This is a genomic window from gamma proteobacterium symbiont of Lampromicra miyakona (assembly GCF_059730895.1).
Map to the genome: position 1 here is coordinate 3644678 of NZ_AP035932.1, position 18054 is coordinate 3662731.

The window sequence follows — 18054 nt, forward strand, 5'->3', positions numbered from 1 at the left end:
CGGCCCGCAATCGGAGACGACGGATTAATTCTTCTTTGATTCAGCAGACTTAGGTTTCCGGGAGCGCTTGTTTTTGCTGCCGCTGATGTTTATGACGCCTTTGCACCCGGGATAGCGCTGGCAGCTCCAGAACTCCCCCCTGTCCCCTTTGCGCAGGCGGGTTTTCCCTCCGCACATCGGGCAGGCAGGCGTGGGCGGAACCCGGATACGGACCTGCTGCTGAGCCCCCTGGCTGACCAGGTTACGCGTCCAGCCGGCCTGGCGCCGCAGAAAGTCGTCCAGCGACATACGGCCGGCGGCAACTTCATCCAGCGCCTGCTCCCAGAGCGCGGTCATGCCCGGCTCGGTCAGCTGGGGCGGCAGGGCATCGATCACGTCGGTTCCCAGTTCGGTCGCCATAATTTTGCTGCCTTTACGCACAATAAAACGCCGGTTCAGCAGCTGCTCAACGATGCCTGCCCGGGTAGCTTCGGTGCCCAGCCCCGCATTGTCTTTAAGCACCTTACGCAGCGCAACGTCCGTAACAAAAGCGGCCGCATTCATCATGGCGCCAATCAGGGTGGCAAACGTATAGTGTGCCGGCGGACGGGTCATCAGCTGCGCCACCTCAGCACCGGTCACCGCGCAGCGGTCATTGCGGCTGAGCGGCGGCAGGGCAGCAGCTGCTTCATCGTCCTCATCAATATTACTATCCTGATCTTTTTCAAAAAGGACCTTCCAGCCCTTTATCACCTCCGTTCGTCCGGTGCTGCGAAACAGCTGCCCGCCAATGTCGAACTGCAGCTCGGTGAAATCGGACTCATGCAGGGGCAGGAACTGCGCGAGGTAGTTACGGCGGATGAGCAGATAGACGTTACGCTCCGCCTCTGTCAGAGCGGACAACTGAAACGCATTGCGCGTGGGGATAATGCCGTGGTGTGCCGTTATTTTTTTGTCGTTCCAGATGCGCGAGACAAATTCCCTGTCAAGGCCTGCCAGCACCGGTGCACATTCCGGGTCGGTACGGCCAATGGCATCGAGCACACCGGAAATCTCTTCCCGCATGGATTCAGGCAGATAACCGCAGTCGGTGCGGGGGTAAGTGGTGGCCTTGTGCTTTTCATACAGGCTCTGCGCGGTATCAAGCACCTGCTGGGGTGACATATCCCATAGCCTGCCACAGGCCTGCTGCAGGGTGCCCAGCGAAAAAGCCAGCGGCGCGGCGGCTTTTTCGCGCTTAGTGTCACATTCTGTCACCACAGCGTGCCCCGTCTGACGGCACAGCTGCGCCACCTGCTGCGCAATGTTCTGGTGAACACAGCGCTTTTCTTCATCGGTATACACCTTCGCCGGCACCCACTGCGCAGGAAAGGTGAGGCCGCCGGCCGAAATAATCGCTTTAACCTGCCAGTAAGGCCTGGGCACGAAAGAGGCGATTTCCCGGTCCCGGCGAACAACCAGCGCCAGCGTCGGCGTCTGCACACGACCTACAGAGACAACGCCATCGAAGCCTGCCTCGGCTGCACGCAGGGTGTAAAGGCGGGAGAGGTTCATGCCTATCAGCCAGTCGGCCCGGGCTCGCCCCAGACCGGCATGATACATCCCGAGCGTGGCGTGCCCGGGGCGAAGGTCCTTGAGTGCCGCACGGATGCTGAGTTCATCTAGGGCGGAGAGCCAGAGCCGCTGCACCGGGCCTTCCCAGCGGCAGTAATCCAGCAGCTCGCGCGCGATGACTTCACCCTCACGATCAGCATCAGTAGCAATCACCACGTCGTCAACCTGACGCAGCAGCCGCTCTATGACCTTAAACTGATCCTGCGTCTCCTTTTTTACAACAACCTGCCAGGGGGCAGGCAGGATGGGAAGCGCAGAGAGCGACCAGGGCTTACCATACTGCTGACCGTAGGCCTCCGGCGGAGCGGTTTCCAGCAGGTGGCCGACGGCCCAGGTGACGGTGACGCCACTGCCTGCCAGAAAACCATCGCCGCGGCGGGTGGCGCCGACAACCCCCGCAAGATCGCGCCCCTGAGAGGGCTTTTCACAGATATAAAGGCGCATAGCCAGCCTCCTGTGAGTCAGACTGCCTGATAACGCATGCGCAGCAGGTTTACGCTCGCTTCATTCACCGGCGGTGAAAAGGCAGAACGCTTCAACCCCAGCAAAACAGCGCGATCGGGCTCTCCAGCTTCCTCACAGGCCTTCTGCCAGACGTCATTATTTTCAACCGCATCAAGACGGGTTGCTCCTTTTTTACGATACCGGAGAACACATCCATAAATTTCACGTAACAGCCTGCTGCCATCACCCAGAAGTTCATAACGTTGCTTACGCGATATGACACCATAGTGAGCCGCCTGCAGGACTTTTTTGGCAAACTGGTCGAAACCCATTAACAGGAAAACACAGCGATAGCCCAGCGGTGTCCCGCTGAATACCGTCAGGTCGAGTGTTTCTGCGGCCTGTGCATCACTGATCGTGACACCTGCAGGAACAAAGCTCATTTGTTTGTCCAGCGCATCAATCAGTTTGCTCATTTCATTACTGGCGTATTCAATTTTTTCTTCCAATTCCAGCATTGCTGCATCCGCCCAGGGGTCATTCATTAATGAATCTCTGTTAATCAGAGTTGCGCGATGAAGGAACTGAGGCATCCCCATAATAGGTTGTTTGCCTTTTTTACCATCCTCAGGCTTTTCTCTTTTGCGACCTTCCCATAGGCCGATAGCGTAATTAGTATGCAGCTCTATATGGAGTTCTGACTGGAGAGCACCAGCCCTTTTGTGTTTCTCTGCCATCGTTGTCGTCACCTGCATTCAGTTAAGAAGAGCAGGCATAGTCGTGAAAAGACTATCCTTCCAACAATGTGAAATTCTTAATCATCGTAATGAAATTCCGAAATTGCTCATTTATCACTCTTGCTGCGGGGCGCAGCAAGGTTGTTTTTTAACCGCCCGTCGCAGATTCAGGTGGCATCTTCGAGAGTTAACCGACGATCGTCTGTACGTTTTTTAATCTTGCTGCGCCCCGCAGCAAGGCTAATTTTTAACCACTCAGCGCAGAGCCAGGCGGCACCTTCGAACATTAACGAATAATCATTTGTACGTTTTTTAATCCTGCTGCGCCCCGCAGCAAGGTCACTTTTTAATCAATGCTGCATTGGCCATGTCCGTAGGCGAATAGTTTTGCCACATCGCTGCACTGAGCGATTTGTTCCAGCCGCTCGTTGCTGCTTTCATTGCTGATTGCTGGCCTCCGGTGCTGCTGTCAGCGCCGCGAGGGCTATTTGCAACAATTCCAGGTATGCTTTGCCCGAACGGTCGGCGGGGTTGCTAGCCACATATATTTCTGCGGCATAGATGTATCCTTTAGCCCAGTCAATCAGAGAATCTCGACGCTCATCTGTCAGCAACGTCATGATGTGATTAGTCATGGTTGGCTCCTGTTATTTGTTGCGGCGCTTCAAGCGCGCTCGGTGATTTGAGTACGGCAATTACGTTTTGCTGTTTACGTTTCTACGAATGGCGGCAATCATTTCCCTAACTTCCTCTTGCGACGGGCGGTTGGCTGGCTGAACAGGCAGGCTGGCTGCGGGTACAGTACGCGTGCTGGTTGTCCGGGGGTTGTTGCTGCCGGAACTGGCATGCGCAGGGGCTTCCTGCAGATTCAGTTCACCGCTGCGGGCACGTCGCAGCATCGTGAACAACCAGCCAACCGGGTTATTAAGCCTGCCAAGTCGCAGTTGTTCGCGCAGCATGTCAGCCAGCGCCTTTGCTACCGCTTCCGGCAGTGAGGCCATCTGCGTGGTGAGCATCTGCCGATCCTCGCCGTTCAGCCCGTTAACAAAATCTTCAGGCAAAAAATGCTCTCCACCCGGTACGTACGTTTTTTTATTCACACTCTGTGTGAAAGAACGTACGTTACAGTCCGGATTTCGGACTCCGGTGTAAGTGCTTGATTTCAGGCTGAGTCCGGATTCCGGACTCAGTGTTTTATCCATTAATGAGTTACTGAGTCCGTTTTCCGGACTCAGTGGATCTGAATGGTTTTTTGCGCTTTTCTGACTGAGTCCGGAATCCGGACTGCGGGTCACAGCCTGGCGATGGCGGACCATCTGCTCAGGTGTAAACGGCGCGCTCAGGCGGCTTTCGATAAGGGCAAGGCGACTGTGACGGTGACGCATCCCGGGGTCCTGCAGAATGTCATTCACCACGGCCAGCGCGGTCATCCGGACCGCTTTATTACGATTCTGGCAGCTCTCTTCTACAAGCGTCAGCCAGCCCGGGTCAAAGGTTTCGGCGTCACGGTAACCCAGCGGCTCATCATGCTGCGCGTAGATATTGCCCCTCACACGGCCACGGTCATCGCGCACCCGCTTACACAAACTGAGCCAGCCGGTCAGGCGCAGCATCAGCAGAACGCGGCTCACCGTATCGCGTGAGGCTTTTTCGGAATGCGCGGAGGCCAGCTGAACCTGCAGCTCGTCATAGGTCGGAAAGATGGCTCCCTCATTCTGCTGCGCATAAAGCCTGATCATCACCCAGGCGGTTTTATCCAGCGGTGACAGGCGCGTATCAAGAAACAGCCTGCGCGGGAACGCATCGTGCACGTTCCCCATAAACAGCAGCCCGCTGCGCTCCTGGCTTACATCGCCGTTATCAGCGCGCCGCTCAAGATTCTGCTGCATTCTGCCAAGCGTGTGCGCCACGATACTGTCGGCTGGAATGGTCATTTTATGCTCTCCTCTTCTGCCTGAGACAGCACAGTGCCGGGATAAACCCGGCACTGTGTGGTCATCAGCGGCAATCCGTTACCGGCGTATTTCACGGTTGTAGGTCTCATGATCCATCAGCCACCACTGCCGGCCACCGTCCTTGCTCAGGATGCGCCAGAACGGTCCCACATCTATCTTGAGATATCCGTTCATGGCCAGCCGGCGGAACACTTTCTGGCCGCAGCAAAGTGCATGGAATAACTTTTGTGCCCGGCGGCGTACCGCCGGGGAAACCTGCTGACGAGGAGAAAAATCTTCCAGTTCCATCACGCCTCCTTGCGAGCGGTTAACTCGGTCCGACGTAATGACGTGTTTGTCTCGCGGCACCACTGACAAACCCGACTCCAAACGGCGGTAAGAGACAGGCCATGTTGCTCGGCAGTGAGCATCATCGCTTCCAGCGCCTGATGGGAATCTGGTGAAGTCAGGCCTGAGGCTTTCCACTCGGTCCAGAGCGCTGCATCCTGCGGCTCCGTCAGGCCCTGAGTACGCCCCTGACGCGACTCAATACCCATGAGTCGGCGCCGGGCACTGACCTCCGCAGGTGAAAGACCGAAATATTTGTCTATCAGCTCCATAGAGCCGCCCAGTTCAAGCGCGCGATCGATCATCAGCATGCGCTTGAGTTCATTCCGAGCCTGATTCAGCATCAGCCAGAAATTTTCGTGGTTCAGACGGATATCAAGAACGGAAACGTGCGACTGGCTGAGGTAGTGCAGTTCATCAAGGCTGAGCTGACTCAGTGCACGTATCTCCTCTACTGACATACCAAGCGACTCGCAGCGGCGTATATTTCCATTCTTAATGTCCATAAGAAGGGATGAGAGAATGGCCGTGGTGGCCTGGGAAAGATTAATCTGGCTCACAGGCCACCTCCTGATAACGTCTGATCAGCAACAAGCAGAACATCAAAGATCCAGCCCGACAGGCAGGCACACCATAAAAGAACATCAGTCATGAGAACCTCCCCCTGCTGAAATCTGCCGGGGAGCCTGTTCACCACTGAGGCCATGATGAAGGTCGGCATCCCGGCCGGCGAGAAAACCGGCCATCCGGGCAGCGCTGTCACCGCGACAGCTTCCCGCCTCACGAACAGTCACGTCGGCCAGTGCGTCTCCGGCATGTCGCTTTGTCAGCCAGCGCTGAAGTACGGTATTTTCCTCCTCAGAGGGCGCAAATGAACGCAGTACCTGCCAGACGCCGGATACCCAGCCCTCCCTGAACTGGTCTGCACGACGACGGCGCGTACGCAGCAGCATTCGACGGGAACGATACTGTTCCATGTGCGTTTCAGACGCGGCGCGCAGCTGGCGCTGCAGAACTGTATAGATGTAGAGCGCCACCTCGGGTCGTTCGCTGAAGCCATAAAAGTGAAGTGAACGGCGAACGCTGCTGGTTCCCTGTGAACTGACATGAACATGCCAGCCAAACCAGCAGCGACATCCTGTGGCCATGCAGACCACTGTTGCCAGAGAGCTCAGCCAGGCTGGCACCTTATCTGCATTACTGGTCAGGCTCAGGCAGACTGACTCGGTGATGCCACTGAGAGAAAGCATGTCTGGCGTCATACCATGACGCTGCATAAGCCGCTGGGCCAGTGCAACCGCACGGGCGGCTTCATGAGGGTTACTGTTGCGCGTGCCCAGCGCCATCAGGCGGCGGATACGGGCTGTGACTTTTGCGTTATCCGACATAGCGCATCCCCCTGCTCCCGGTAGCACGGTGACGGTCCTGTTTCTCTTTGACATCCTGACAGCCGGCACAGAGCTCCACGCCCGGCACAGCCTGCTGGCGAGCGAACGGTATGTCAGCTCCGCAGCATTCGCAGAACGCTTTTGACGGTTTCACTGAGTGCACCTGCGCCCGGATTGCATCGATGCCGCGCTGGGTGAACAGAGCCGTACTGGCCTGCGCCATTTCATCGTTCAGGTCATCAGACATTTTCCCCTCCTTTTGCAGACTGTCGCTGCAGCTCACGCAGACGGCGGAGAACACGGATAAGGCGCAGGGTTTTTACCACCGTAACATCGTCGAATACGGCCGTGTCAGATGGTGACTGAGAGCCGAAGAAATTCAGGCAGAACAGGAACATATTGAATTGCCTGTTGGGGAGCGCGCCGGACAGACCCGCCAGGAAGAGGACAAATTCGCTGCCGGTTTCTGAGACGGCAAAGCCTGCTGACTGAGGGTGTTTATCCTCCCGCACGTTGTCCGCACAGCCCATCGCCTCGGCAATCTCGAAGACAAGCCGGTAGGCCATATCCTGCAGATGCTCAATATCATCCTGGAGTGCCGGGATGTGCCAGATATCGCTGACGGGCTCAAGCCCGGTTGCAGCGAAGGCGACCGAACTGACGGGCGCGGCCTGGGACTCACTCTCCTCGCCAAATGCGGACATCAGCGTGCCCGGGCTGAAATCAGGAAGAGAAATGCTGTCCGAGCCAACCGTTTCGCCGGTAATGACCGGTCGTCCGCCGAACAGATCATCCTGTACTTCGCGATGCGGTTCACTGCCGGCTGTTACCAATGCGTTTACGGGCAGTTCAGCGCCCGCGGGCAGTTCCGGAGCCGGCTCGGGACGACCTGGTGTGGTCAGGGTGCCGCTGCGCAGCCCCGTGACCGGCGTTTCGGCGCTGGTATCCGGAGGCAGGACAGTGACCTGAGATGCCGTGGATTCCCGGCCTGCCGCTCTTTCCGGCGGAGGCGTCATTGCCGGCAGCGGTGGCGGCTCACCAAACTGCTCACGGCGCTTCTGCTCGCGGGGGTCAAGCTCAATCAGCCAGCGATCATAATTCAGGCTTGGATGCGGAAGAGCCTTAATCAACTGGCCGATAAATTCATCTCTGAATACATCAAGCGCATAGCTGTCTGGTTCGTCAAAAACCCTGCATGTTGAGCCAAATACATCATCCAGAGTAGCGGCAGGTTTAACGTCACCGCTAAATACTTTCCAGACCTTCATAGCAGAGGAGCGAAGGCTGAGAAGAGGCGTTACCTGACTGCGACTCATGCCAGATTCAAGTAGTTTTGGCATATGTGGATATAAGTAGTTCAGCGTGTCCTCCATGCGGCTGACACTTGAATTATCAATTGGATAACCCTCCTGACCGAGCAGGTCAGAAAGTTCCCGCAGCGTAACAGCACGGCCTAGTTGCTCTTCGTAAATCACGCGGGCCTTATGCACACCAAAGGCTTTTTCGATGTAAGTCAGGTCTCCCCTGACTTCATTTTCTGCAAGGTGACCAACCAGGCATTTAAGCCTGCCTGGCCACGGCTTGAAAATAGTATGTATGCGATAGAAACGTTCATCGCCGGTTTCCTGCCATAACTCACAGAGAATCTGATATCGGGTGTTGCCGCCGTCGCTGAAGATGTAAACTTCTTCCCCCTGAGGGTCGCGGGTCACTTTAGGAATGGAATCCAGCCCGCGAGCACGCACTGAGGCTTTGATTTCTTCATAACGTGGATTGCGGCCTTTGCGGGGGTTGTCCGGATTCGGGCGCAGCTGGTCCAGTGTCAGTACCATTGCCATTTCGCTGACCGGCAATGTAGCGGCATCCATTGGGTCAGTTACCTGAGAAGGCGATTTACCCCGTTGCAGCATGGCAGCACCGATGTTCAGGTTACGAACGTTACTCATGCTGCTGTCCTCCCTGCGCTGGCCGTCAGGTCAGAAAATCGGGTGAAACGACCTTCATATTGCAGGCGAATTGTGCCTGTAGGCCCCTGGCGTTGTTTGCTGATGATGATTTCAGCGACGCCTTTATCATCCGTGTTTTCGTGGTAGACCTCATCGCGGTAGATAAAAACGATGACGTCAGCGTCCTGTTCAAGAGCCCCGGAATCGCGAAGATCACCATTATTCGGACGTTTATCTGCGCGGCTCTCAAGCTGTCGGTTCAGTTGTGACAGCGCAACAACAGGGCAGTCCATTTCTTTGGCCAGCGCTTTCAGGGAACGCGATATTTCAGCAATTTCCTGCGTGCGGTTTTCCTGATCCGGGCAGCGCATCAGCTGCAGGTAATCAAGTCCGATAATCGATGGATGACCATAGCGCCGGGCGTTGCGCCTGGCGCGAATACGAAGCATCGCCGGCGTCAGTGAACCGGTGTCATCAATGATGAGGCGATCTTTGAGGTCCCCTGTTAACAACCCATAAGCGTTTGACACGCGCGCCCAGTCTTCATCATCCATTAACCCACTCTTGAGGTGGGTCAGGTCTATGCTGCCCAGTGAAGCAACCATGCGCATCAGGATCTGTTCTGTTGGCTGTTCAAGACTGTAAAACTGCCCGTTTGACTCCTTTTTTTTCATTAAGGAATTAATCAGCAAACTTATCAGCAACGCCGTTTTACCCATTGATGGACGTGCCGCTATAAGCACTAAGTCGCCAGCCTGAAGACCGCTGGTCATGGCATCGAAGTCTTCAAAACCTGTAGGCGTACCGGTAATACCGTCAGGGACATTGCATCGGCGCTCCAGCTCAACCAGCAGCTTTTCCATACCATCAATGAGAGTGACTGCCTGTTCAGGTTCAGTTCGCTCGGCAAGTCGGGTGATTTTCTGCTCGGCAATTTCCATTACCCTTTCAATATCAGCACCCGGTTTTTTTACCGATTCAGTGATTTCTGTACCAATTGCGGCTAACTGACGACCCTGACTGTATTTTGCCACTATGTCACAGTACGCAACGATATTTGCCGCGCTGGGCGTATTCTTAGCGAGCTCTGCCAGGTAGGCAAAGCCACCGAGCTGGTCAAGGGCATCTTTACCACGGCTTTCAATACTTTCAGCCAGCGTCACGAGGTCTATGGGCTTACTGGCCGCCACCAGACGCGTCATTTCCTGAAAGATGGCTTTATGAACCTTATGGAAGAAATCATTTGCGCTGAGGCGGATTGCTACTTCATCCCAGCGATCGTTATCCAGCATCAGGCCACCGATGACAGACTGTTCAGCATCAAGAGAAAACAGACCGGGGATATTTCTGCGATTAGAGGTCATCTTTACGCCCACCTTCTGCAGCAAGCTCGTCAAACTTCTCTTTCCATTCGGGGAAAAGTTCGCATGCAAGGTTGTGCATGGAATCAAAGGCCGAATCACTTTTACGACTGGTTTTCTTCTCGAGTCTGTGAACTGGCTGCCCTGCTGCATGACCATGTTTATAGATATCCAGGTCATAGATTCTGGTCTGAAACATCTTAATAACTATCTTGTCCGAATGCTGGCTGTACTCACCGCCTGAAATGATGGCTTCAGCATGCTCAACGGTGGTTTTTGCCAGCACCGTATAATCCATACAGTTAACCAGCATGCGTATCTGCGGGAGTTTGATACCAAAGGCCAGATAAGGGAGGAGCTCTTCCATAAGAGCAACTGTGCCGCGCATGAATTCGCGGACATCGGGCAGAACGGGCTTCACCATGCCGATCATCTCACCGGTAGCGGCAAGAATAATCAGTTCCGACATCACCGAACGTGAACCCTGTGAATCAATCAGGATGACGTCATACTGGCTGAACACTGGATTTGCCAGCGCATTCCGCAGGCGCACGCGTCCGTCAGCAACATTGAGCATGTAGGTAGGTAAAAGGTTACGGGGATCATTGGAGACAATGACGTCCAGATTATCGATCTCGGTACGGGAAATTATGTTTTCTGGCCGGGAGAGGTCTGCAGTCTGCATGAGCAGCTCGTAGAGGCCACAGGGCGCTTCATATGCTAAGGGGTAGATACTGCTGGCAGTTGGCTGGGCGTGGTCGCCGTCAATAATGAGGGTTTTTATGCCCGCATCGGCGAGAAAACCGCCGAGATTTGCGGCCTGGGTTGATTTACCCTCGCCACCTTTAGTTGAAACAACTGGAATCACTTTCGGCCTAGTACCAAGTGATTTGTAATTATCTGATTTTAAATGCATTTATAACACCTGAAGTTTATTCAGGTGAGATAAGCAATTTCACAACAATCAAAGCGGAAAAAATTAACACTTACACACGGGGATTGAAAATCCCCGTGTCCTTGGTTCGATTCCGAGTCCGGGCACCACTATTCAGAAAACCCAGCCTTATGGCTGGGTTTTTGCTTTTCTGCGTCGGCAGAATCGCTCACCCTGCGGCCTGGCAGAAACCTTTAAAGCTGGAAGATCCGCCCGTCACCGGCTGGCAGTTCAACGGTTACGCTCAATTTTCCGCCTAACGCCTCAACGTACTTTTTCAGGCTGGAGAGTTTCAGTTCATCACCACGCGCCTCGATCGCTGCAATAGCAGGTTGCGAAACCCCCATCTTTTCAGCCAACTGTACCTGTGAAAGCGCCAGTTCTTCCCGCAGCTGGCGCAGACGAATCTCGATGATTTTTTCCGCCGCCTTATTTCTGATGCGCGCCTGTGATTCAGGCGAACGCTGAGCAATCAGGTCTTCAAGTTTTGGCATGATTCATCTCCTCCAGATGCTGTTGATACTCGCGGTCAGCCAGTTTAATCATCGCCTGATAAAAGCGCCGCTGATGCGTTCCGGTTTTGTTTCCCGCGCAGAGCACAATGGCCCGTCTGACCGGATCGAAGGCAAAAAATGCACGAATCGCCCGGCCATTACTCTGAACACGGAGTTCTTTCATATTGGAAAAACGCGACCCGACGAGGGTATCAACATCAGGCCGCCCTAACGTGGGCCCGAACTCCCTGAGAACCGCCAGGCTGGCCAACACATCCTCAATCATCGCGTCATCCTGCGCCTGCAGCCATGTGGCAAAGCGCACGGTGGTTTCTACCTTCCAGCTGTTCAAAATCACCTCGTATAACCTGTAGTTTATAGCGCTCTGATATAAACCGGAAGTTATATTGAAAAGATGACCTGTATCATGCCGGATGCCAGCATCGCTGTGGACGTGCTCAGCTTGTGCGGAGTACCTGAAAAAACTGCAATCCCATGCAATATCGATTAGCTTCATTACGACCCTGACTGCTTCGGCCCCATTTGCGCGACGCGTCGCACACTTTTGCGATTGCGCCCAAACCTTTCCAGCTAATTGCGCCACCGGTCACGCCGCGTTGCGCGTGTCGATGTTAAAAAACTGTTAATCGTAGTGCCTGCCTGCCGTCGTGGCTTTTGTCTTTAACTCAGCGTCTGCTGCATCTCATCGTGCCGGACGTTTTTGATACACCGAATCGTGTCGCCAGAGGGAGTAATCGTGAACCTTCGTCGCCTTAAATATTTCATCAAAATCGTCGACGCGGGCAGCCTGACGCAGGCCGCTGAAAGTTTGCATATTGCGCAACCAGCGCTAAGCCAGCAGCTTGCCACGCTGGAGGGAGAAGTGAATCAGCAGTTACTGATCCGCACCAAACGCGGCGTAACGCCTACCGAAGCGGGGAAAATGCTTTACCATCATGCCTTCACTATTTTGCACCAGTGCGAACAGGCACAGCGCGCCATCGATCAGATCGCCGCAGCGACTGCAGAAGGCATGCGCAGCGGCTCCCAATAAAGCACGGATGCCGCCCCGCTGCCTCGCACTCCGGTTAAATTTCGTCAGCCAGTCAGCACTCAACCCACACCGCACCGGCATCCGCCGATTTGACACACTGTTCCACCCAGCGTACCCCCATCAGCCCGGCGTGCACGTCCGGATACCAGAAGTCCTGCAGGAAGGCGTGATCGCCGCGGTCGGTGGCGTCCATCGCCAGCGCAAAACGGCGATAGAGATTCGACCAGGCTTCAAATAATCCTTCGGGATGGCCGCCACCAATACGGTCATCGGCCAGCGCGCTGGCGTGCAGATAGCCCATGCCGCGCTCAAGAATCTGCACCGGCTCGCCCTGCACTTCATAGCGCAGCTGGTTTGGCTGTTCGTCCCACCACTCCAGACTGGCTCGGGCCCCCACCACGCGAATTTTCTGGCCGTGCATCGATCCGCAGTTCACCGCTGACGCCCACAGCGTACCGACCGCACCGTTATCGTATTCCATCATCACAAAGGCGTTATCTTCCAGCGGCGCACGCGAGGCCACAAAGCTCTGGCGGCTGCACAGCAGACGTTTTATTTGCAACTGCGGCAACAGGGTTTCAGCGATAAACAGCGGATGGGTGGCCAGATCGCCCAGCACATAGCTCGGGCCGACAAAACGCGGATCGACGCGCCATTTGGTGCTGGCATTCTGTAATTCGACCGCTTCGTGATGAAAGCCGTGAGCAAACTGCATGTTCACAATGCGGATCTCACCCAGCAGCCCATCAGCAATCATGGTGCGCGCCTGCTGAATCAGCTGATGGCCGGCATAACCATAGGTCACGCCGATGATCTTCTGCTGCGCTTTACACAGTTGCTGCAGTTCCTCAGCTTCAGCGGAGGTGAAACACAGCGGTTTTTCACACACCACGTGCAGCCCGGCGCTGAGCGCGGCGCGGCAGATAGCAAAGTGCGTATTGTTCGGCGTGGCGATGGAGACGGCTTCAATGCCATCAGCGCGCGCGGCTTCGGCTTTAAACAGGGTTTCGTAATCGCCATAGCAGCGCTCCGCCGCCACGCCCAGCGCGCGACCAAACGCCCGCCCGCGCTCCGCATCAATATCAAACGCACCCGCCACTAAGGTGAAGTTGCCGTCGCGTAAAGCAGCGGAACGGTGGATGTAACCGATCTGGCTGGTGCCGCCGCCGCCCACCATGCCCCAGCGCAGCGCGCGATCCAGTACTTTGCTCCCGTTAATCATGCTGTTCTCCTCAGAATCCGATGGAATGCAGGTAATGCAGGCTGGCCGTGACGTCCTGCAGACTGGTGGCGGCGTTGCGCGGATCGCGCTCCTGCTCGATGGTGATCCAGCCCTGGTAGTGACGTTCAGCGAGAAACGCCCGCAGCGCCGGGTAATCAATCGCGCCCTGTCCAAGCGGGCACATCACGCCCTCGGCACAGGCAGTGAAAAAGTCGACGCCGCGCGCAATCACATCGCGCCAGACGGCCGCATTAATGTCTTTGAAATGCAGATAGTCGATGCGCGACCAGTAGCGTTGCAGCCAGGTCTGCGGATCCATGCCGGAATAATAAAGATGGCCGGTATCGAGACACAGTCCGGCAACCTCATGCGGGATGTCCTGTACCAGCTGCTCCAGTTCATCAGCAAACTCAATACAGCCACCGGCATGAGGATGAATCACCGGTCGCACGCCGTAGTCATGCCAGGCGATGTGACTGAGCTGAGTGATGTGCTGCATCATGCGCTGCCAGTCCGCAGGTACCAGACGTGGCGCTTTCTCCGTCTGGCCGGCAAATTGCGCCCGCTGCGGGTTGCCGAAATCGATAATCACCAGATAGGGCGCGGGCCGGTTATCACCGTGCGTGCGTGCCGCGCACGGCACCTGCGACAGGTTGCGGCAGATGTTGTGCGTCAGCTCAACCATCGCCGGGAAATTCGCCTCGCTAACCAAATCATCAAAAATGGTGCCGGCCACCAGTGACAGCTGATGCGCTTCCAGCTGCTGGCGCAGTTCGGCGGCATCGGTCGGCAGATAGCGCCACGGCCCGAGTTCAATGCTGCGGTAACCGGCCTGGGCCGCCTCGCGCAGCACCGTTTGCCATGGCGGCAGGAAAGGATTGTCAGGATCGTCTACGCCCCAGCTGCAGGGCGCATTGGCAATGTGTAGGGTCATGATGGTTCCTTATGATGAGGGCTGGCATCAGTATCAAATAGATATTTCACCAACCTCAATCATGGAACTTTCATTCTTTGATAGCGATCATAAATTTAATTATCAAATTTTTGATAATATTTTATCAAATACTGTCGTCATGCGCGCTGACGCGGCTGTCGCCCGGTGAGCAATCACAAAGGGGAACGGCGCAACGCCTCAGACATTTTCCCGCATGACGATCTCAAACGGCAGGGTGACCTGAGAAAAATGGTCGCTGCGCTCAGCGTGACGTTGCAGCACGGTTTGCGCCAGCTGTCGTGCCATGTCAGCGATCTGATGGCGCAGCATCACTGTGATGGTGCCATCTATCAGCGCCAGGTCGCCGTCATTGACCGGGCCGTGACAAATCAGCGCCACCTTACGCTGCGGCTGCTCACGCAGCGCCTGAACGACCCCTTCAATGCCGCCGCACGGCGCGTAGATCAGCGCCAGATCGGCATGCTGCTCCAGCAGCTGGCGGGTCGCCTGATAACCACCGGGAATCGATTCGTGGGTTTTGAGCGGTTCCAGCACGCGCCGCGCACTGTCCTGCTCGCGCAGATACGAGCGAAAACCACTCTCGCAGTTCTCCTGACAGATAAAGCGGTGATCCCCCAGCAGCACGCCCGCCGGACCCGGCTGATGCAGCAGATGGCTGGCGATCCAGCCCGCGCTGCGCCCGGCTTTCTGATTATCCAGGCCGAAATAGCCAGCATGCCCACAGGGCGAAAAGTCAGAAAACAGCGCGTAGACGCGCACGTCCTGACGCGAAACGTGCGCTATCGCGTGGCGGATCAGCGGATGATCCAGCGCCACCACGCCGATAGCATCCACCTGCTCAGCCAGCCGGTAGAGCGAATCCACCACCGCTGCCACCTCATCAATCTCGTGCCAGACAAACAGCGGCCCGCTGCCGGCCGGATGAAATGGCTGCGTCTGCTGGCGCAGCGCATCGGTTAGCGTTTGATAAAAAGAGTACGAAGCCGACAGCAGGATAAACCCCATGCGCAGCGTCACGCCGTCGCTCTGCGCACTGAGCGGGGCGTGGCTGCTGCGGTAACCCAGCCGGTGCGCCGCTGCCAGTACTTTCTGTTCGGTCTGCGCCCGCACCGGCGCGCGGCGATTGAGCACCCGATCCACGGTGGCGATCCCCACCCCGGCAGCGGCGGCAATCGCGCTCATGGTAATTTTGCTCATCGTTAAGCCCTTTAATGATAATAAACTATCAAAAATAATGCCTGACGTTATGCTTTCACGCCATATAAGCCGGTCGTTATCTCTCAATTAATGAGTAAATCCTCTCATTCTTTTGATCGCTGTCGCACAAACACCCTGATTCGTTTCATTTTTCACGCAAATAGAATAATTATTTGGCAAAAGCTCGCCGCAGCGGGCCGCCGGCACTGATGGAAATGCATCAGCAAAGCATTAGAGCCGGTGCCGGGCTGTTTTTATAGTTGACGCGACACCAGCCGCCGATTGCGGTGGTGGGTAACATAACGCGCAGGAGAACAACAATGAAAATCGCTTTTGATGTGGATGTTATCCGCGATCTCGGCATCACGCGTATGGTGCATCAGGTCGCGGAGTGGGGTTATAAATACATTGAACAGTCGCCGCATCCGCAAATCAATCCGTTCTATAAACACCCGAAAGCCAGCCGGGAGATCATGCGCGAGTACAAAAATGCGCTCAACGCTACCGGACTGGAAATCTCCTCGTTTATCACCGTCTATCGCTGGTCGGGACCGGATGAGCTGCGGCGCCAGGCGGCGGTGAAAAACTGGAAGCGAATGATTGAGATTGCCGTGGAGATGGGCGTGCAGGTGATCAATACCGAGCTCTCCGGTAACCCGAACGAGCCGGAAATCTGCGAAGAGATGTTCTATCGCTCAATGGACGAGCTGCTGCCGATTTTCGAGCGAGAGGGGATTCGCGTAGAAATTCAGGCGCATCCGTGGGATTTCTGCGAAGAGAGCAATGAAACGGCCGATATCGTCAAGTCGTTCCGCAGCGACAACGTCAAATACATCTATAGCGCACCGCATACGTTCTACTATGACAAGGGCAAAGGCGACGTGAAGAGTATGCTGCATTACGCTGGCGACGATCTGTCGCACATGCTGATTGCCGATACCATGAACCACACCAAACACTGTCGCTACATCGTTAACCCACCGGGCGTCGATGCCACTATCCATCAGCACGTGGCCGTTGGCGAAGGTGAGGTGAATTTCGACGCGCTGTTCGAGGCGCTGCGCGAGATGGATTTCGCTAACCGCCACTATAAAGTGGGCGGCGAGTCGATTATCTCCGCCGCGCTGTTTGGCTATCCGGAGAAGATGAAGTATCAGGCGGTGGAAACCCGCGAGCTGATTGAGCGCGAGCTGCTGAATCTGTAAATCGCCCGCCCTCAGCCCCTTTTTCCGCCAATGACAGATAGGCGCACAATCAGCTCCCTCTCCCGCCAATGACAGATGGGCGCACTATCAGCCCCCTCTCCCGCCTGCGGGAGAGGGTTGGGGTGAGGGCAAACGCCATCGCCCATTCCCCATCACACCGTCACCCACTCCACCTCAACAAACTCGCCGCGCGTCAGCGACAGCTGCGCCGCTTCCGCGATGGCCTGCGCGCGCAGCCCGTCAATCAGCCCCGGCAGACCAGCCACTTTCTCGCCGCCAAGATGGCGCACAAACGCATCGAGATGGCTGTAATAGGTCTCCTGTACCCGGCTGAACCAGTCCGCATACAGCCCCGGCTGGCGGATGTGCTGCCCCTGATACAGCGTTGCACCGCGCACCGCCTGGCTTTCCGACGCCAGCATGCCTAGGCTGCCCATCACGCTGATGCGCTCGTCATAACCGTAAGCGGTACGACGGGCATTATCGAGCTGCGCCAGCGCGCCCTGCTGCAGGCGCATAATCAGCACCGAGGTATCGACGTCAATGTCGCGGATCGCCGGCATCGCCAGCGCGGCACCGAGCGCGCCCACGGTGACCACTTCATCCTCAGTTAGCCAGCGCAGCAGATCGAAAAAGTGGATGGCCTGGTCGCGCATCTGTCCGCCGGACGCCTGCAGATAGCTCAGCGGCGGCAGTTCAGAGGCGCGGCACACCATCTGGATGAGCTCGCTGCGTCCAATCACGCCCTGCTGCAGCTGGGCTTTCAGTTGTGCATGGCTGCGATCAAAACGCCGATTGAACCCTACCGTCACCGGCACCTGCAGCGGGGAAATGCTGGCTACCACTTCCCGGGCGCGCGACAGCGACAAATCGATCGGTTTTTCACAGTACACCGCTTTGCCCGCCAGCACCGCCTGCTCCAGTAGCGGAGCGTGGGTCGGCGTCGCACTGGCAATCAGCACCGCATCAATGGCCTCACTGCTCAGCGCCTGCGGCACGCTGGCGGCCCGCGCCCCAAACTGCTCTGCCAGCGCAGCGGCGCGCGCGGCGTCGATATCGCACACCAGCGCCAGCTCAACGCCGGGATGGCGCGCCAGGTTTGCGGCATGCACCTGGCCAATAAATCCACAGCCAATTAAGGCAAAACGTTGCGCACTGCGCATGATAACGCTCCTGTTGCTCACACTTCGGCATCGTCGGTCTTGTCAAAATATCGCTTTCTGGCAGGCTGTCTGAACGCGG

General features: G+C 56.3%; 19 protein-coding genes and 1 pseudogene. 3 read left to right on the plus strand and 17 right to left on the minus strand.

The window, feature by feature from the left end; genetic code table 11:
* Positions 1-24: 24 nt before the first annotated feature.
* From AC6I8P_RS17230 to AC6I8P_RS17290, 13 genes are all read right to left on the minus strand, one after another.
* Positions 25-2037 carry a DNA topoisomerase III gene (locus tag AC6I8P_RS17230; protein WP_498030823.1) on the minus strand — a complete coding sequence of 671 codons (2013 nt, stop codon included), beginning with the start codon at positions 2035-2037 and terminating at the stop codon, positions 25-27.
* 17 nt (positions 2038-2054) lie between these two features.
* Positions 2055-2774, minus strand: a complete 720-nt coding sequence (locus AC6I8P_RS17235; RefSeq protein ID WP_498030824.1) for a PFL_4669 family integrating conjugative element protein — start codon at positions 2772-2774, stop codon at positions 2055-2057.
* A gap of 437 nt (positions 2775-3211) precedes the next feature.
* Complete coding sequence (locus tag AC6I8P_RS17240; protein ID WP_498030825.1) at positions 3212-3409, minus strand: hypothetical protein; 198 nt, start codon at positions 3407-3409, stop codon at positions 3212-3214.
* A gap of 60 nt (positions 3410-3469) precedes the next feature.
* Complete coding sequence (locus AC6I8P_RS17245; protein WP_498030826.1) at positions 3470-4708, minus strand: STY4528 family pathogenicity island replication protein; 1239 nt, start codon at positions 4706-4708, stop codon at positions 3470-3472.
* A gap of 78 nt (positions 4709-4786) precedes the next feature.
* Positions 4787-5017, minus strand: coding sequence for a ParE family toxin-like protein (locus tag AC6I8P_RS17250; protein WP_058770063.1), 231 nt, complete (start codon positions 5015-5017; stop codon positions 4787-4789).
* A complete protein-coding gene (locus tag AC6I8P_RS17255; protein WP_498030827.1) occupies positions 5017-5616 on the minus strand; it encodes a DUF2857 domain-containing protein in 600 nt (199 codons plus the stop codon). The genes AC6I8P_RS17250 and AC6I8P_RS17255 overlap by 1 nt, the downstream gene beginning before the upstream one ends.
* Before the next feature lie 84 nt (positions 5617-5700).
* Positions 5701-6444, minus strand: coding sequence for a DUF2786 domain-containing protein (locus AC6I8P_RS17260; protein ID WP_498030828.1), 744 nt, complete (start codon positions 6442-6444; stop codon positions 5701-5703).
* Positions 6434-6691, minus strand: a complete 258-nt coding sequence (locus AC6I8P_RS17265; protein ID WP_498030829.1) for a TraR/DksA C4-type zinc finger protein — start codon at positions 6689-6691, stop codon at positions 6434-6436. Before AC6I8P_RS17265 ends, AC6I8P_RS17260 begins: the two co-directional genes overlap by 11 nt.
* Positions 6684-8390 (minus strand): ParB family protein, encoded by a 1707-nt coding sequence (locus tag AC6I8P_RS17270; RefSeq protein ID WP_498030830.1) that lies wholly within the window; start codon positions 8388-8390, stop codon positions 6684-6686. The genes AC6I8P_RS17265 and AC6I8P_RS17270 overlap by 8 nt, the downstream gene beginning before the upstream one ends.
* Positions 8387-9754, minus strand: coding sequence for an SPI-7-type island replicative DNA helicase (gene dnaB-PI / locus AC6I8P_RS17275; protein WP_498030831.1), 1368 nt, complete (start codon positions 9752-9754; stop codon positions 8387-8389). The genes AC6I8P_RS17270 and dnaB-PI overlap by 4 nt, the downstream gene beginning before the upstream one ends.
* A complete protein-coding gene (locus AC6I8P_RS17280) occupies positions 9744-10667 on the minus strand; it encodes a ParA family protein (protein WP_498030832.1) in 924 nt (307 codons plus the stop codon). Before AC6I8P_RS17280 ends, dnaB-PI begins: the two co-directional genes overlap by 11 nt.
* Positions 10668-10879: 212 nt before the next feature.
* Positions 10880-11179 (minus strand): helix-turn-helix domain-containing protein, encoded by a 300-nt coding sequence (locus AC6I8P_RS17285; protein WP_058774900.1) that lies wholly within the window; start codon positions 11177-11179, stop codon positions 10880-10882.
* Positions 11166-11531: a type II toxin-antitoxin system RelE/ParE family toxin gene (locus AC6I8P_RS17290; protein ID WP_072208530.1), complete on the minus strand. Its 366-nt coding sequence runs from the start codon at positions 11529-11531 to the stop codon at positions 11166-11168. The genes AC6I8P_RS17285 and AC6I8P_RS17290 overlap by 14 nt, the downstream gene beginning before the upstream one ends.
* 405 nt (positions 11532-11936) lie before the next feature.
* Here AC6I8P_RS17290 and AC6I8P_RS17295 point away from each other — a divergent pair.
* Positions 11937-12191 (plus strand): annotated as a pseudogene (locus tag AC6I8P_RS17295) (LysR family transcriptional regulator); the annotation flags it as partial.
* A 94-nt stretch (positions 12192-12285) separates the two neighbouring features.
* On the opposite strand, the gene AC6I8P_RS17300 reads toward AC6I8P_RS17295, so the two are convergent.
* Entirely contained in the window at positions 12286-13455 is a 1170-nt protein-coding gene (locus AC6I8P_RS17300; protein ID WP_222951352.1) for a Gfo/Idh/MocA family protein, read from the minus strand.
* A 10-nt stretch (positions 13456-13465) separates the two neighbouring features.
* Positions 13466-14389: a TIM barrel protein gene (locus AC6I8P_RS17305; protein ID WP_125311538.1), complete on the minus strand. Its 924-nt coding sequence runs from the start codon at positions 14387-14389 to the stop codon at positions 13466-13468.
* On the opposite strand from AC6I8P_RS17305, the gene AC6I8P_RS17310 reads away from it, so the two are divergent.
* On the plus strand, positions 14388-14558 hold the full coding sequence (locus tag AC6I8P_RS17310) for a hypothetical protein (RefSeq protein ID WP_185749306.1): 171 nt from the start codon (positions 14388-14390) through the stop codon (positions 14556-14558). The two genes, AC6I8P_RS17305 and AC6I8P_RS17310, sit on opposite strands and share 2 nt — an antisense overlap.
* A gap of 29 nt (positions 14559-14587) precedes the next feature.
* Here AC6I8P_RS17310 and AC6I8P_RS17315 read toward each other — a convergent pair whose 3' ends face one another.
* Positions 14588-15607, minus strand: a complete 1020-nt coding sequence (locus AC6I8P_RS17315; RefSeq protein ID WP_125311536.1) for a LacI family DNA-binding transcriptional regulator — start codon at positions 15605-15607, stop codon at positions 14588-14590.
* 320 nt (positions 15608-15927) lie between these two features.
* Between AC6I8P_RS17315 and AC6I8P_RS17320 the strand changes: the two genes are divergently transcribed.
* Positions 15928-16812 (plus strand): sugar phosphate isomerase/epimerase family protein, encoded by an 885-nt coding sequence (locus AC6I8P_RS17320; protein ID WP_021507777.1) that lies wholly within the window; start codon positions 15928-15930, stop codon positions 16810-16812.
* A 152-nt stretch (positions 16813-16964) separates the two neighbouring features.
* Here the strand turns inward: AC6I8P_RS17320 and AC6I8P_RS17325 are convergent, their stop codons facing one another.
* Complete coding sequence (locus tag AC6I8P_RS17325; protein WP_125311534.1) at positions 16965-17975, minus strand: Gfo/Idh/MocA family oxidoreductase; 1011 nt, start codon at positions 17973-17975, stop codon at positions 16965-16967.
* Positions 17976-18054 lie beyond the last annotated feature (79 nt).

Bases quoted from the DNA above. Each gene is read 5' to 3' on its own strand.
- dnaB-PI (WP_498030831.1), bottom strand. From the start codon at position 9,754: ATGACCTCTAATCGCAGAAATATCCCCGGTCTGTTTTCTCTTGATGCT.
- AC6I8P_RS17280 (WP_498030832.1), bottom strand. From the start codon at position 10,667: ATGCATTTAAAATCAGATAATTACAAATCACTTGGTACTAGGCCGAAA.
- AC6I8P_RS17315 (WP_125311536.1), bottom strand. From the start codon at position 15,607: ATGAGCAAAATTACCATGAGCGCGATTGCCGCCGCTGCCGGGGTGGGG.
- AC6I8P_RS17270 (WP_498030830.1), bottom strand. From the start codon at position 8,390: ATGAGTAACGTTCGTAACCTGAACATCGGTGCTGCCATGCTGCAACGG.
- AC6I8P_RS17235 (WP_498030824.1), bottom strand. From the start codon at position 2,774: ATGGCAGAGAAACACAAAAGGGCTGGTGCTCTCCAGTCAGAACTCCAT.
- AC6I8P_RS17245 (WP_498030826.1), bottom strand. From the start codon at position 4,708: ATGACCATTCCAGCCGACAGTATCGTGGCGCACACGCTTGGCAGAATG.
- AC6I8P_RS17260 (WP_498030828.1), bottom strand. From the start codon at position 6,444: ATGTCGGATAACGCAAAAGTCACAGCCCGTATCCGCCGCCTGATGGCG.
- AC6I8P_RS17325 (WP_125311534.1), bottom strand. From the start codon at position 17,975: ATGCGCAGTGCGCAACGTTTTGCCTTAATTGGCTGTGGATTTATTGGC.
- AC6I8P_RS17240 (WP_498030825.1), bottom strand. From the start codon at position 3,409: ATGACTAATCACATCATGACGTTGCTGACAGATGAGCGTCGAGATTCT.
- AC6I8P_RS17305 (WP_125311538.1), bottom strand. From the start codon at position 14,389: ATGACCCTACACATTGCCAATGCGCCCTGCAGCTGGGGCGTAGACGAT.
- AC6I8P_RS17265 (WP_498030829.1), bottom strand. From the start codon at position 6,691: ATGTCTGATGACCTGAACGATGAAATGGCGCAGGCCAGTACGGCTCTG.
- AC6I8P_RS17285 (WP_058774900.1), bottom strand. From the start codon at position 11,179: ATGCCAAAACTTGAAGACCTGATTGCTCAGCGTTCGCCTGAATCACAG.
- AC6I8P_RS17250 (WP_058770063.1), bottom strand. From the start codon at position 5,017: ATGGAACTGGAAGATTTTTCTCCTCGTCAGCAGGTTTCCCCGGCGGTA.
- AC6I8P_RS17300 (WP_222951352.1), bottom strand. From the start codon at position 13,455: ATGATTAACGGGAGCAAAGTACTGGATCGCGCGCTGCGCTGGGGCATG.
- AC6I8P_RS17230 (WP_498030823.1), bottom strand. From the start codon at position 2,037: ATGCGCCTTTATATCTGTGAAAAGCCCTCTCAGGGGCGCGATCTTGCG.
- AC6I8P_RS17320 (WP_021507777.1), top strand. From the start codon at position 15,928: ATGAAAATCGCTTTTGATGTGGATGTTATCCGCGATCTCGGCATCACG.
- AC6I8P_RS17310 (WP_185749306.1), top strand. From the start codon at position 14,388: ATGATGGTTCCTTATGATGAGGGCTGGCATCAGTATCAAATAGATATT.